This window comes from Intrasporangium sp., assembly GCF_039812505.1.
Classification (GTDB): Bacteria; Actinomycetota; Actinomycetes; order Actinomycetales; family Dermatophilaceae; genus Intrasporangium_A.
In genome coordinates this window covers 1-13,818 of record NZ_JBDIAQ010000035.1, presented here as the reverse complement: position 1 = coordinate 13,818, position 13,818 = coordinate 1, and the positions used below count along the sequence as shown (strand labels likewise).

12 protein-coding genes are annotated in these 13,818 nt (G+C 73.7%); 5 read left to right on the top strand and 7 right to left on the bottom strand.

Annotated features, from left to right (window positions below; translation table 11 throughout):
- Nucleotides 1-3: 3 nt before the first annotated feature.
- The 3 genes from WMI84_RS06965 to WMI84_RS06955 form a co-directional block, all read right to left on the bottom strand.
- Complete coding sequence (locus WMI84_RS06965) at nt 4-3,735, bottom strand: nitrate reductase subunit alpha (protein WP_347351627.1); 3,732 nt, start codon at nt 3,733-3,735, stop codon at nt 4-6.
- Nucleotides 3,736-3,878: 143 nt separating this feature from the next.
- A complete protein-coding gene (locus WMI84_RS06960) occupies nt 3,879-5,015 on the bottom strand; it encodes a lysylphosphatidylglycerol synthase transmembrane domain-containing protein (protein WP_347351625.1) in 1,137 nt (378 codons plus the stop codon).
- Entirely contained in the window at nt 5,012-5,956 is a 945-nt protein-coding gene (locus WMI84_RS06955) for a PIG-L family deacetylase (RefSeq protein ID WP_347351623.1), read from the bottom strand. The genes WMI84_RS06960 and WMI84_RS06955 overlap by 4 nt, the downstream gene beginning before the upstream one ends.
- Nucleotides 5,957-5,981: 25 nt before the next feature.
- Here WMI84_RS06955 and WMI84_RS06950 point away from each other — a divergent pair, with 25 nt between their 5' ends.
- From WMI84_RS06950 to WMI84_RS06935, 4 genes are all read left to right on the top strand, one after another.
- The gene (locus WMI84_RS06950) at nt 5,982-7,130 is read left to right on the top strand and encodes a glycosyltransferase family 4 protein (RefSeq protein WP_347351621.1); all 1,149 of its coding nucleotides are present in this window, start codon (nt 5,982-5,984) and stop codon (nt 7,128-7,130) included.
- A complete protein-coding gene (locus WMI84_RS06945) occupies nt 7,127-7,834 on the top strand; it encodes an NUDIX domain-containing protein (RefSeq protein ID WP_347351619.1) in 708 nt (235 codons plus the stop codon). Before WMI84_RS06950 ends, WMI84_RS06945 begins: the two co-directional genes overlap by 4 nt.
- Nucleotides 7,835-7,844: 10 nt before the next feature.
- Nucleotides 7,845-8,072 (top strand): hypothetical protein, encoded by a 228-nt coding sequence (locus WMI84_RS06940; RefSeq protein ID WP_347351618.1) that lies wholly within the window; start codon nt 7,845-7,847, stop codon nt 8,070-8,072.
- A gap of 239 nt (nt 8,073-8,311) precedes the next feature.
- The gene (locus WMI84_RS06935) at nt 8,312-9,262 is read left to right on the top strand and encodes a hypothetical protein (protein ID WP_347351616.1); all 951 of its coding nucleotides are present in this window, start codon (nt 8,312-8,314) and stop codon (nt 9,260-9,262) included.
- A 100-nt stretch (nt 9,263-9,362) separates the two neighbouring features.
- Here WMI84_RS06935 and WMI84_RS06930 read toward each other — a convergent pair whose 3' ends face one another.
- Genes WMI84_RS06930 through WMI84_RS06920 form a run of 3 tightly spaced genes read right to left on the bottom strand, consistent with a single transcriptional unit; the run spans nt 9,363 to nt 12,281 of the window.
- Nucleotides 9,363-10,928, bottom strand: a complete 1,566-nt coding sequence (locus tag WMI84_RS06930; RefSeq protein WP_347351614.1) for an amidohydrolase — start codon at nt 10,926-10,928, stop codon at nt 9,363-9,365.
- Entirely contained in the window at nt 10,925-11,260 is a 336-nt protein-coding gene (locus WMI84_RS06925) for a 4a-hydroxytetrahydrobiopterin dehydratase (protein WP_347351612.1), read from the bottom strand. Before WMI84_RS06925 ends, WMI84_RS06930 begins: the two co-directional genes overlap by 4 nt.
- Before the next feature lie 19 nt (nt 11,261-11,279).
- Entirely contained in the window at nt 11,280-12,281 is a 1,002-nt protein-coding gene (locus WMI84_RS06920; RefSeq protein ID WP_347351611.1) for a quinone oxidoreductase, read from the bottom strand.
- A gap of 61 nt (nt 12,282-12,342) precedes the next feature.
- Here WMI84_RS06920 and WMI84_RS06915 point away from each other — a divergent pair, with 61 nt between their 5' ends.
- The gene (locus tag WMI84_RS06915; RefSeq protein WP_347351609.1) at nt 12,343-13,179 is read left to right on the top strand and encodes a DMT family transporter; all 837 of its coding nucleotides are present in this window, start codon (nt 12,343-12,345) and stop codon (nt 13,177-13,179) included.
- Nucleotides 13,180-13,596: 417 nt separating this feature from the next.
- Here the strand turns inward: WMI84_RS06915 and WMI84_RS06910 are convergent.
- Nucleotides 13,597-13,818 (bottom strand): hypothetical protein (locus WMI84_RS06910; protein ID WP_347351607.1); only part of this gene is annotated, 222 nt, incomplete at its 5' end.

The following is a 13,818-nucleotide window of genomic DNA, read 5'->3' as shown; positions in this document are numbered from 1 at the left end:
GGGTCAGTACTCAACCTGCTGGGACCGTCGCCGGATCACCGTGATCTCATCGCGCTGGTGGCCCGTCGGGCCGTAGTAGTTGAAGCCGAAGGAGAACTGCGCGTACCCGCCGATCATGTGCGTGGGCTTGACCACGAGCCGGGTCAGCGAGTTGTCGCCGCCGCCGTGCCAGCCGGAGACCTCCGACTTGGGCACCATCAGGTGCCGGTCCTTCGCGTGGTACATGTACACGGTCCCCGACGGCATCCGGTGCGTGACCACGGCCCGGCAGGCGACGACCCCGTTGCGGTTGAACGCCTCGATCCAGTCGTTGTCGTGCACGCCGATCCGTTCGGCGTCGACGGGGCTCATCCAGATGACCGGGCCACCGCGGAACAGCCGCAGCATGTGCAGGTTGTCCTGGTACTCGGAGTGGATCGACCACTTCGAGTGCGGGGTGAGGTAGCGCACCGTGATCTCCGGCCGGCCCTGGTCGCCGACGCCCTGGTCGCCGAAGTGGCGGGCGTAGTCCAGCGGCGGCCGGTAGGTCGGCAGGGCCTCGCCGTACTCGTACATCCAGTCGTGGTCGAGGAAGAAGTGCATCCGCCCGGTGAGGGTGTGCCACGGCTTGTCCCGTTCGACGTTGACGACGAAGGGCGCGTACCGGCGCCCGCCGGCCTCGCTGCCGGACCACTCCGGCGAGGCGATGACGGCCCGTGGCTGGGTCTGGGTGTCCGTGAAGCTGATCCGGTCGCCGGAGCGCTCCTCGGCCAGGTCGGCCAGCTGCGTGCCGGTCTGCGCCTCGAGGGCACGCCAGCCCTGGACGGCGACCTGGCCGTTGGTGGTGCCGGACAGGGTAAGGATCGCCTCGGCAAGGTGGACGTCCCGGGTCAGGCGGGGCCGACCGTCCGCGACCCCGCCGTGGACGACCCCGTTTGTGCGCCCGAGCAGGTCGACGGCCTCGGTCGGGACCCAGCTGACGCCCTTGACGCCCGTGCCGACGGTGTCCACGAGCGGGCCGAGCGCGGCCATCTTGTCGGCGACGGCGGCATAGTCGCGCTCGATCGTGAGGATCCGGGGCATCGTGACGCCCGGGACCGGGTCGCACTCCCCGGCCCCCCAGTCGAGGGCCAGGCCGCCCGGCTGGGCCAGCTCGTCGGGGCTGTCGTGCATCAGCGGCAGGGCCATGACGTCCTGGCGAGTGCCGAGATGGGTGGCGGCGAGCCGGGAGAACTCGCGCGCCAGCGTGGTGAACGCGTCGAAGTCGGTGCGGGCCTCCCACGGCGGGGCGATGGCCGGGTTGAAGGAGTGCACGAACGGGTGCATGTCGGTCGTCGAGATGTCGTGCTTCTCGTACCAGGTGGCCGCCGGCAGCACGATGTCGGAGTAGCTGCACGTGCTGGTCATCCGGAAGTCCAGCGTGGTGACCAGGTCCAGCTTGGCCCGGGGCGCCTCGTCGCGCCACACGACCTCGGCCGGCCGCAGGCTCTCGGGCGACTCCTGCGCCCGGACGGCGTCGTCGATGCCGAGCAGGTGGCGCATGAAGTACTCCATGCCCTTGCCGGAGCTCCCAAGCAGGTTGGCCCGCCAGATCGTCATCACCCGGGGGAAGTTCGCCGGGTCGTCGGGGTCCCCGCTGGCGCTGCGCAGCCGGCCGGACCGCAGCTCGTCCACGACGTGCTCGGCCACGGGCTTACCCGCTGCGGCCGCCTCGTCGGCGATGTCGAGCGGGTTGCGGCTGAAGAACGGGTGCGAGGGGGTCCAGCCCATCCGGGAGGCGGCGGCGAGGCAGTCGACGAAGGTGCGTCCCGCGAAGCGGCCCGTCCCGAGCGGGCTCGCGAGCTCGTCCGGCCCGAAGGCCTCGTAGCGCCACTGGTCCGAGTGGACGTAGAAGTAGGACGTGCCCGTCATGTGCCGTGGCGGGCGCTGCCAGTCGAGCGCGAACGCGATCTGCTGGAAGCCGGTGAGCGGCCGGACCTTCTCCTGCCCGACGTAGTGCGCCCAGCCGCCCCCGTTGACGCCCTCGCAGCCGCACAGCATGACCAGGGTGAAGAAGGTGCGGTAGATCAGGTCGGAGTGGAACCAGTGGTTGGTGCCGGCTCCCATCGCGATCATCGCCCGGCCCTTGGACAGCTCTGCGGTGCGGGCGAACTCGCGGGCCACCCGGGTGGCCGCCGCAGCCGGCACCGAGGTGATCTGCTCCTGCCACGCCGGGGTGTACGGCGAGAGGTCGTCGTACCCGGTCGGCCACTCGCCGGGCAGCCCCTGCCGGGAGACGGCGTACTGGGCCATGAGCAGGTCGAAGACCGTGGTGACCAGCCGGTCGCCGAGACGGCGCACCGGCACGCCGCGCCGGATGCTCGACCCGCCCTCGGTGGGTCCCACGTCGAAGCGGGGCAGGTCGATCTCGACGGCGTCGTCGTGGCGTCCGTAGACGGTCAGCAGCGGGTCGAGCTGCCCGAGGTCGAGGTTCCAGCGGCCCGCGCCGGAGGGGGTCCACCGGAAGCCGATGGAGCCGTTGGGCACCCGCGGCTCGCCGGTGGCGGAGTCGAGCAGGACCGTCTTGTGCGCGGCACCCTCGACCTCGCTGTCTTCTCCGGCGGGCAGGTCGGCGGCCGTCAGGAACCGGTCCGGCACGTAGCAGTCGCCGTGCTCCTTCAGCGTCACCAGGAAAGGCAGGTCGGTGTAGCGCTTGACGTAGTCGGTGAAGTAGGGCGTCTGCCGGTCCCGGAAGAACTCCGTGAGCACCACGTGGCCCATCGCCATGGCCAGCGCGGCGTCGGTGCCGGGCGCCGCCGGCAGCCAGTCGTCGGCGAACTTCGTGTGGTCGGAGTAGTCCGGGGAGACCACGACGACCTTCTGCCCGTGGTAGCGGGCCTCGGTCATGAAGTGGGCGTCGGGGGTGCGCGTGATCGGCAGGTTCGTGCCCCAGATGACCAGGTAGGCGGCGTTCCACCAGTCGCCCGACTCGGGGACGTCGGTCTGGTCGCCGAACACCTGCGGCGAGGCGATCGGCATGTCGGCGTACCAGTCGTAGAAGGACAGGATCGTGCCGCCGATGAGCGACAGGAACCGGGTGCCGGAGGAGTAGGAGACCTGGGACATCGCCGGGATCGGGGAGAACCCGGCGACCCGGTCCGGGCCGTACTCCTTGATCGTGTGCACGTGGGCGGCGGCCATGATCTCGGTGGCCTCGGCCCAGGTCGAGCGCACGAACCCGCCCCGGCCGCGGGCTTTCTTGTAGCGGGCGACGCGCTCGGGGTCGGCCATTATCTCGGCCCACGCGGCGACCGGGTCGGCGACCCGCGACCGGGTCTCGCGCCAGATGTCCAGCAACGGGCTGCGGACATACGGGTAGCGCACGCGCGAGGGCGAGTAGGTGTACCACGAGAACGAGGCGCCGCGGGGGCAGCCGCGCGGCTCGTACTCGGGTGAGTCCGGGCCGACCGACGGGTAGTCGGTCTGCTGCGTCTCCCAGGTGATGATTCCGTCCTTGACGTACACCTTCCACGAGCACGAGCCGGTGCAGTTGACCCCGTGGGTGGAGCGGACCTCCTTGTCGTGGTGCCAGCGCTCCCGGTAGAAGGCCTCCGCACTGCGTGAGTCGCGCCGGTGGACCTCGCGGTAGTCGTCGCTCGGGGTCCCTCGGGTGAAGAACTGCGCCCGCCGCAGCAGCCCCTCGATGGGCTCACCACCCGGCAGCAGCGGTGCGAGCGTCGGGGACGGCTGGGGCCCTCGTGCGGACGACTCTGACACGGTCTCGCCTCCTGTCAAGCGGTGGGACCCGCGACGAGAGGAACGGCTACCTGCGCGTCCTCGACGCGGTCCACCATTGCGACTGTAGGCCCGCTTACCCACAACGGCCACCCTTGACACAGGATGCTCAGGAGATGCTCAGGCTAGGGCGGGTCCGGGGACGCGGTCCGGGCCAGGGTGACGTCGCCGTCCGGGGAGCCGTCGTCGGGCGTGCTCCGGTCCGGTTCCGCGTCGCCCGGCTCCTTCTTCGGGCTGAGCCACCAGAGCACCCAGCCGATCACGCCCAGCGGCACCTCGAAGAAGTGGGTGAACAGCGAGAACAGCACCACCCCGGCAGTCGCCTGGGCGGGGTCGGCGCCCCACCCGACGAGCACCGCGGCCGTTCCGGCCTCGGTGACGCCGAGCCCGCCCGGCGTGATCCCCACGGCGGTCAGCAGCCGCCCCACGGTGTAGGCGCCGAACATGTACGCGAAGGGCATCTGCACGCCCATGGAGTTCAGGCAGAACCAGAACAGGATGTAGTAGACGCCGAAGAAGCCGACGAGACCGTAGGTCATCTCCAGCCAGCCGTAACGGACGATCTCGATGATCCGCCGGCGCAGGTCGGTGATCGCGAGCTCCAGGTCGAGGTCCGGCCGGCGCCTGTGTCGCAGCGGCTTGGTGACCTTCATCAGCCAGCGGCCGGACTTGTGCGCGAACGTCTCCGACGCGAGCACCCCCCAGAACGCCACGACCACACCGATGCCGATCAGCGCACCGAGGACCGCGGCTTGGGCGACAAGGGGGTTCAGGTGGCCGATGCCGACGACGATCGCGATGATCCCGACGACGGGCAGCACGACCCGGGCGAGGACGTTCCACACGCCGGTGACGATGATCATCGTCGAGATGTCGCGGCGCAGGAACCCCCACGAGCGCAGCTGCTTGTAGGTCACCACGACCCCGGCGGCGCCGCCCCCGGGCAGCAGGTTGCCGATCGAGCTGCCGCAGGCGTTGACGATCATCGCCTGCAGGTGTCCGAGCCCCTTCAGCGAACCGGTGTACAGGAACGTCACGAGCCACAGCCCCGAGATCATCAGGACCGTCAGGCCGGCCACGGTCCCGGCGTGCAGCTGCGAGAGCAGGTGCCACACGTCGGTCCAGGTGGTGTGGGCCACCCGGGGCAGGCCCCACCAGAGCAGGAACACGGCCAGCCCGACGCCGATGACGAACTGCACGACGCGCCGCAGCACGGACCGCGCCGGGGAGGCCTGCGGAGGGTCGCTCGACGGGGTCGTCACGAGAGCCCCGCGAAGACGTCACGCCGGATGCCGCCCACCGGGCTGCGTGCACCCGCGGGCTTCCGCGCCGCTCGCGCCGCTTCCCGATCGACAGTGCACATCTCCTGGTCGAGGGTGCACGTTCTTCCGTCGACAGGGCACGTCTCCCGTGCCTCGGCAGTCGCGTCGACGTACCACTCGCGGCCGAAGACCAGGTCGAACAGGGGTCGGGGGATCCGCAGGAACGCCGCGAGGGTGCGGTCGGCGCCGCCCTCGGCGCTGGCCTGCGAGGCGTGCGCGCGCATCGCGGCCCGCTTGGCCCGGATGTGGCGTCGGACGTCGATGCGGTGGGTGATGTCGCGCCGCGCCGAGAAGGCCCGGTCGAAGGAGCTGCGGTCGAACTCGGGGGGGAAGCGGTAGACCTTGGCGGCGAGGTCAATGGCGCGGCAGATCGTGTCGCGTGGGACGGTGGCCTGCAGCACCCGTCGGGTGCCGGCCAGGCTCGCCGCGCGCATCCCCACCGCGTGCGCCTTGACGTGGTCGGGGTGGCCGTACCCGCCGTTGGGGTCGTAGGTGAGCAGGACGTCGGCGTCCTCCTCCGTGAGGATCGCCGCCAGCCGGGCGGCCGCCTCCTCGGTGTCAGCCCGGACGAACCGGGTCGCCCCGGGCGGGTCGGGCAGAGGCTCGGGACCCAGCCCGCTGTCGGCGTAGCCGAGGTGCTCCACCCGGGCGACGCCCAGGATCCGGGCGCTCGCCTCGAGCTCCGCCATCCGGCGGGTCGCCAGGCCGGCGCCCCCGGTGTACTGCGCGGCGGCGAGCCCCTCGCCGCCATCGGTCGCGACGACCAGGACGACCCGGTGCCCCTCGGCCGCCGCACGCGCCATCGTCCCCGACGTCAGCAGGGCCTCGTCGTCAGGGTGCGCGTGGAAGGCGAGCAGGGTGAACGGCATACGTGCGTCCATCTTTGCGCATGACACAGTGGTCCTCGTGAAGGTGGCGCTCCTGAGCGACTGTTACCTGCCGCGGCTCGGCGGGATCGAGGTCCAGACGCACGACCTGGCCGGCCACCTCGTCGCGCTCGGGCACGAGGTCGAGGTCTTCACCGCCACGCCCGGCCCACGTGGGGAGATGCACGGGCAGGTCACCGTCGTCGACGGGATCCCGGTGCACCGGCTCGCGGTCCGGCTGCCCTGGGAGCTGCCGGTCAACCCGGCCGCGCCCCGGGAGCTGCGCCGGCGCCTGGTCGCGGGCGGCTTCGAGGTCGCGCACGTGCAGACCGGGGTGGTCAGCCCGTTCGCGTGGGACTGCACCCGGACGACCGTCTCGCTCGGTCTGCCGACCGCGATGACCTGGCACTGCATGCTCGGCACGGCCGCCCCGGCCTTCCGCGCGGCCGGGTTCGTGCGCGGCTGGGCCGAACGCGGGGTCGCGATGTCGGCGGTGTCGCAGGCCGCCTCGGAGCCGCTGCGCCGGATCGTCGGCGAGGCGGGCGAGGTCGGCGTGCTGCCCAACGGCATCGACGTGTCCCGATGGCGTCCCGAGCGTGCGACCGGGGCGGCGGAACCGTCCGGGCCGCTGCGCCTGGTCACCGCGATGCGGCTGGCCCCCCGCAAGCGACCCGCCGCTCTCGTCGAGCTGGTGCACCGGGCCGCCGAGCTGGCCGGGCCCGGCTCGATCGAGCTGACGGTCCTGGGCGACGGGCCGGAGCGGCACCGGGTCGAGGCGAGGCTGCGCGCGCACGACATCGACTGGGTGCACCTGCCCGGGCGCGTACCCCGGGACGAGCTGCGTGGGCGGTACGCACGCAGCGACCTCTACCTGTCCCCGTCGCGGCTCGAGTCCTTCGGGATCGCCGCGCTCGAGGCCCGCACGGCCGGCCTGCCCGTCGTGGGTCGGGCCGGCTCGGGGATCGGCGAGTTCGTCGCCGACGGCCTCGGCGGGCGCATCGTCGCCGACGACGACGAGATGACCCGGGTGATCGCGGACCTGGCCGCGGACCGGCCCGCCGTCGAGCGCATGCGGGCCTGGAACCTCGCGCACCCGCCGGCCCAGGACTGGCCGTGCGTGGCCGCGCTCGCGGTCGCCGAGTACCACCGCGCCGCTGCGCTCGCCAGGGTGCGGGCCGCCCGCGGATGAGGACGAACGTCCCCGGCGGCGTGCGGGTCGTCGCCCTGCCGGACACCGGTGGGGCGGTCGTGGTGGGTCGGCTCGCCCACGGACAGCACCCCGAGTCGCTCCTGCACGCCGGGGGCTGGGCCGCCCGGACCGTGGTGTCGGCCGTCGTCGCGGCGGACCACGCGCTCGAGCTCACCTACCGCGTGAGCCCGCTGGGCGGCATACCCCCTCGCCTCGAGGAGCGGCGCCGCGACCCGGACGTACCGCCGGACGCAACCGGCGAGGCCTACCAGCGGGTGGCGGCCTACGCGCTCGTGACGAGCCGGGAGGGGGTGCTGCTCACGGAGTTCACCGCACGCACGCACGTCGCGGGGGAGTGGGGCCTGCCCGGCGGTGGGCTCGAGCCCGGTGAGACGCCGGTCCACGGGGTGCTGCGGGAGGTCTGGGAGGAGACCGGCCAGCAGGTCCGGCTCGGCGCCCTCGTGTCGATCCAGTCCTCCCACTGGATCGGGCGCGCGCCGTCCCGTGTCGTCGAGGACTTCCACGCGATACGGCTCGTCTACCGGGCCGCCTGTCCGGTGCCGACCGACCCGGTCGTCCACGACGTGGGCGGGACCACCGGGCAGGCCCGCTGGGTGCCGCTCGACCGGGTCCACGAGCTGACGTTGGCCCGGTCGTGGTGGCAGCTCGAGGCCCTCCTCGGGGGAGGGTCATGCACACCGTAGGATCGCCGCCATGGACGCCCCCCACCTGCGCTGGAACACCGGCGTCCTCGCCGGCCTGCTCATCGGGCTGGCGTGGCTGGTGATCGGTCTGGTCACCTACCTGCTCGGGCGTCGCACCGCCCGCCGGTCCAGCCGTGAGGGCGCCGGCGGCCCGGCCGTCATCGGGATCTTCCTGAGCCTGGTGGGCGGGCTGACGTTGTTCGCGACGCTGCTGCTGTCGGTCGTCCCCGGCCCGTGACCGCACGTCCCACGCCGCACGCCGCATGCCGCACGCCCGGGCGTACCCACCGACGACCGTTGGTCACGCGCGTGGGCGCGCGTGGGCCCGCGTGAGCACGGGACCGCACGGCTGCCGCAGAGCGCTGCGACCAACGGTCGTCCGTCGGCACACCGCGCGGCCCGTGGACGACCGGCGATACCGCGCGGCCTGTGGATGACCGGCGACACCGCAGCGGCGGTTGCTGGCACCCTCCGGACATGGAGGTCACCACCCTGATGCACCGCCTCGGCGGCAGCGCCACCAGCCGCCAGCTCCTCGCCCGGATGGGCCGCCGGCAGGTCGACACGGCGGTCGCCGACGGCACCATCCTGCGGCTCGGCCGGGGCCGTTACGTGCTGCCCACGGCGAGCGAGGGGGAGCAGGCCGCGGCCCGGCTCAAGGGGGTCGCCGGGCTGCGGACCGCTGCCGCGTCGTGGGGGTGGGCGCTCAAGTCGCAGCCGGACCGGCCCGAGATCATCGTGCCGCGCGGTCGCAAGGTCCCGGCCGCCCACCAGCAGGCCTGCGCCGTGCGGTGGCGCCGTCTCGAGGCCCACGACGTGGCCGGCTGGCGCACCGCACCGATCCGCACGGTGACGGACTGCGCGACCACGTTCCCGTTCGACGAGGCGCTGGCGATCGCCGACTCGGCGCTGCGGGCCGGGAGCGTCACCTCGTGGGACCTCTCCAGCGCCGCCGACGCACTGCCGGGGCGCGGCCGCGAGCGCGCCCTCGACATCGCCTGGTACGCCAGCGACCTGTCGGCGGGCCCCTTCGAGTCGGTGGTCCGGGCCATCTCGATCGAGCACGTCCCGGGGGCAAGGCTCGTCCCGCAGGTGCGCCTGACGGTGGGCGGGCGGCGGATTCGCCCCGATCTCGTAGACCGCGAGCTGCGGCTCGTGGTCGAGGCGGACAGCCACGAGTTCCACACGAGCCGAGCCCGGATCGACGGGGACTGCCGGCGCTACGACGAGCTCCTGCTCGACGACTGGCTCGTGCTGCGCTTCTCGTGGGTGCAGGCGATGTTCGAGCAGGACTGGGTCGCCTCGGTGCTCAACCGGGGGGTGTACCGGCAGGCCCGCATCCTGGGCACGCGGATCGCCGAGATGCGGGCCCACGGCCGCGGCCGGCCGCTGCCGGTACCCACCGACGACCGTTGGTCACGCGGGTGACCCGGTCGGGGTCCGGCCGAGCACGGCATCCGTGGCGCGTAGCCGCCCGGCTCGACCAACGGTCGTCCGTCGGCACGGGCCATCCCGTATGCCGCTCAGCTCAGCCCCGCTCGTACGCGAGCTCTCCGCCCACCCACGTCTGCGCGACGACGGTGTCGCGGATCACCGCGGGGTCGGCGCGCCCGAGCTGCCACAGGTCACGGTCGACGCACACGAGGTCGGCCAGCTGCCCGGGCGCGAGCCGGCCGACGTCGCGCCGGCGTGCCGCCTGCCAGCTGCCGACCGTGTGCGCGCGTAGGGCCGCGTCGAGCGGGATCCGCTCCGCGGGCTGCCAGCCGCCGGGCGGGGACCCGTCCCCGCGTTGGCGCGTCACGGCGGCGTGCAGGGCGTGGAACGGGTTGGGCTCCTCGACCGGCGCGTCCGAGCCGAACGCGAGCTGCACCCCTGCATCCAGCATGGAGCGCCAGGCGTACGACCGCAGCGGGCGCGAGCCGATGACGGAGTCGACCACCTCGAGGTCGGTCGTGCAGTGCGTCGGCTGCATCGAGGCGACCACGTGCAGCCCGGCGAACCGCGCCACGTCGTCGGGCAGCACGTGCTGCGCGTGCTCGACCCGCAGGATGGCGTCGGGGAAGGCCGGGCGCACCTGCGCGTAGGCGTCGAGGACGGCCCGGTTCGCGGCGTCGCCGATCGCGTGCGTGCACACGTCCAGCCCGGCTTCGAGGGCCATCCGGATCCGCTGCAGCAGAATGGGATACGGGGTCACCACGAGGCCGCACGAGTCCTGCCCGAGGTACGGCTGGGTCAGGTGGGCGGTACGGGACCCGAGCGCGCCGTCGGCGAAGAACTTCACCGGCCCGACCTGCATCCGGTCGTCGCCGGCGCCGGCGCGGCGGCCCTCGCCGATCGCCTGCTCGAGGTCGTCGTCGCGGATGCACTTGGTGACCCGCAGGCGCAGCGACCCGGCAGCGTGCATCGCGGCATAGGCGCGCCGCACCGGTTCGCCGTCGATGTCCGTGATCGCGGTGAGACCGACCGCGAGCAGGTCGCGCTGCACGCGCTCGAGGGCCAGGCGGAGTGCTGCGTCGTCCACCTCCGGCTCGGGCAGCAGGTCGATCGCGTCGTCGAACAGCAGCCCGGTCGGCTCCCCGTCCGGGCCGCGCTCGATCTCGCCGCCGGCCGGGTCCGGGGTGGACCGGGTGATCCCTGCGGCCGCCAGCGCGGCCGAGTTGGCCCAGACCGAGTGCCCGTCGACGCTGGGCAGCACCGCGACCCGGCCTGCGGTGACCGAGTCGAGCGCCCACCGGTCCGGGCCGGGGCCGGACCAGCGGTTCCGGTTCCACCGGCCCCCCCGCACGTCGGCGCCGGGGGCCAGCTGGGCGGCATACCCCTCGACGAGCGTGAGCGCGTCCGCGAGGGAGCGGGTCTCGCGCAGGTCCACCGCGGCGGACTCCTCGGCGAGCCAGCCGGTGTGCAGGTGCGCGTCGTGCAGCCCGGGGAGGACGAGCGTGCCCGGGAGGTCGACGACCCGGTCAGCCCCCGCATCGAGGGCGTCGGTGCCGGTTGCGACGACCCGTCCGTCGTCGACGAGCAGCGCCTCCGTCCAAGGGTTCTCGCTCGACCCGGTCCAGATGCGCTTGTGGCGGAAGGTGACTCGGGCGGTCATCGGTCGGAGTCGTCGTCCGGTGCGTGGGCCGGGATGCCCGCCGCGCGGGCGAGCTCGCCCAGCCGACGGGCGAGCCCCACGTCACGGGAGGTGAGGTGGCCGACGTCGTGGCTCGAGGTGCGGATCACGACCTGCCCGTAGCGCACGTCGACATCCGGGTGGTGGCCCAGCTCGTCGGCGATCCGGGCGATATCGGGCAGCAAGGCCGCTCCCCGCGAGAAACCGCCGGTGTCGAGCACGGTCACCAGGGCGTCGCCGACCTGCCGCCATCCCTCGAGTCCCTCGGTGCGGGACAGCTCGTCGGGACCAATGGGTGCGTTGGGGTCGCTCATCACCCCAGCCTGACACAGCTCAGGTGGTCGGGACGAGGACGAGCTTGCCGGTGGTCCGCCGCCCCTCGAGAGCGGCGTAGGCCGCGGCCGCCGCGTCGAACGGGTAGCGCCCGCCGATCTCGACGTGCAAGGAGCCGTCCGCGACCGCGCCCAGGACCTCGCGGGCCCGCCACTCCAGCTCCTCCCGGGTCCGGAGGTAGTGCACGAGCGTCGGCCGGGTGATGTAGAGCGAGCCGCCGCGGTTGAGCCGCTGTAGGTCGAAGGGCGGCACCTGCCCGCTCGCGCCCCCGAAGAGCACGAGCATGCCACGCGGGCGCAGCGCGGCCAGCGACGCGTCGAAGGTCGCCCTGCCGACCCCGTCGTAGGCGACGTCGACGCCGCGGCCGGCCGCCGCGCGCACCGCGGCGGCCAGGTCGTCGGTCCGGCTGTAGTTGCTGTAGTTGACGGTGTGTCTCGCGCCGCAGCGCCGCGCGACGGCGAGCTTCTCGTCGGAGCCGGCCGTCGCGACGACGGTCACGCCCTTGGCGGCGAGCAGCTGGACGAGGAGCTGTCCGACCCCGCCGGCCGCCGCGTGCACCAGCGCGATGTCGCCGGACGCGGCGGGATAGGTCGAGGTGACGAGGTAGTGGGCGGTCAGGCCCTGCAGCATGACCCCGGCCGCGGTCTCGAGGTCGACGCCGTCGGGGACCTGGACCAGACTCTGCGCCGGCCGGTTGAGCACCGAGGCCTCGCTGCCCGCGGCCTGCGCCCAGGCCACCCGGTCGCCGACCGCGAAGCCGCTGACGTCCGGGCCGACCGCGGTGACGGTTCCGGCCCCCTCCTCGCCGAGCACGAAGGGAGTCGGCGTCGGGTAGACCCCTTGGCGCTTGTACACGTCGATGAAGTTGACGCCCGCGGCTGCCAGCTCGACCTGCACCTCGCCGGCCCCGGGCGCCGGAACCTCGACCTGCTGCACCTGTAGGACATCGCCTCCCCCCGGGGTGGTGACGATGACGGCTCGGGCGGTGGTCGTGGGAGTCATGCCCGCACCCTACGGCCCTCGGGCATGGGCCCGGGAGGCCTCGATGTGGTAGGCATCCCCCGTGCTGGTCGGCCTGCTCTGCGCGCTGGGCTCGGCCGCGGCCTTCGCGGGGTGCTCGGTGTTCCAGCACCTGGCCGCCCGCGCGGACCCACGCCACGACGCCCGGCTGCTGCTGCGTCTCGTCCGGCGGCCGCTGTGGCTGGCTGGTGGCGTGCTCAACGCGGCCGGGGTCGGGCTGCAGGCGGTGGCCCTGGCCTACGTGCCCATCCTCGTGGTCGCACCGGTCCGGCTGGCCGGGCTGCCGCTGGCGCTGCCGATGACCGCCGCGATCGACAAGCGCCGGATCCGGTTCGACGAGATCGGTGCGGCGCTGCTGTGCGCCGGAGGTGGCGCGGGCTTCCTGCTGGCGACCGACGCGTCCGGTGGGCGCTCGGCGCTGACCGGGACCCAGGGTCTCGTGCTCGTGGCGGTCGCGGTGGTCGTCGACGCGGTCGGTGCGGTGCTGGCCCGCCGGCCGGGCTGGCGGTTCGTGGCCCTCGCGGCGAGCGGCGGGCTGCTCAACGGGCTCAACGCCGCGCTGCTGACGACGGTCTCCCGGTCCTTCGCCGGCTCGGACACGGACGTGCTGGTCTGGGCGGTGCCGGCCCTGGCGGCGGTGGGCCTGCTCGCCCTGCTGCGTACCCAGCAGGGCCTGCAGGCCGCGCAGATCGGGCCGCCGCTGGCGGCGATGACGATCGCCGAGCCGGTGGCCGCGGTCCTGGCCGGGGTGCTGCTGCTCGGGGAGGCGGTGCCGGGCGACGCCACCGCCCGGGTGCTGCAGGTGCTCAGCGCGGCGGCGGGCCTGGCCGGCGCCGGGCTGCTGCGTTACCTCGAGGGTGAACGGCGCGTCGCGGGGTAGGGCGCGCCTACGAGCCGGGGCCGGACAGCCGGGTGAGCGCGGCACCGTCGACCCGGTATGTCGGGCCCTCCCGACGTGGGCGGCGGCTCCCTGCGACCGGTAGAACTCGATCGGCGGGGGTGTTCCACTCCAGCACCGACCGCTCGAAGCGCGTATACCAGCGATAGGGGCACGCCCGGGCAGGCCGCACCAGCAACGCCCGGCCGATCCCAGGGCCCGCTGGCCGGGCTCGACGAAGAGGTCCTCGAGCCAGGTCCCCGGCCGCCCCGTCCAGGTTGAGAGGCTGACGAACCGGATCGGCGGCCCGACGGCGCGCCCGAATCGCTCGGCCACGTGCGGGTATGCCGCCGGGCCCGGGCGGGTCGGGAACAGCGCCTCCCGCAGGTGCTCGGGTGTCGCGGTCGCGGCGGCCGGTTCCTACGGGTGGCCGGTCGGTGCCTCCCGGTGGCCGGCCGGTGCCTCCCGGTGGCCGGCCGGTGCCTCCCGGTGGCCGGCCGCTGCCTCCCGGTGGCCGGCCACCGTCACGAGGAAGCTGGCCGCCTCGGATGCAGCGGTCAGGTCGCACGCCAAGTCACGTACGTGGGCCGGCCCCGTGCTCAGGGATGGTGCATGGCGCGACATGACGCGCGCCCTGACCGC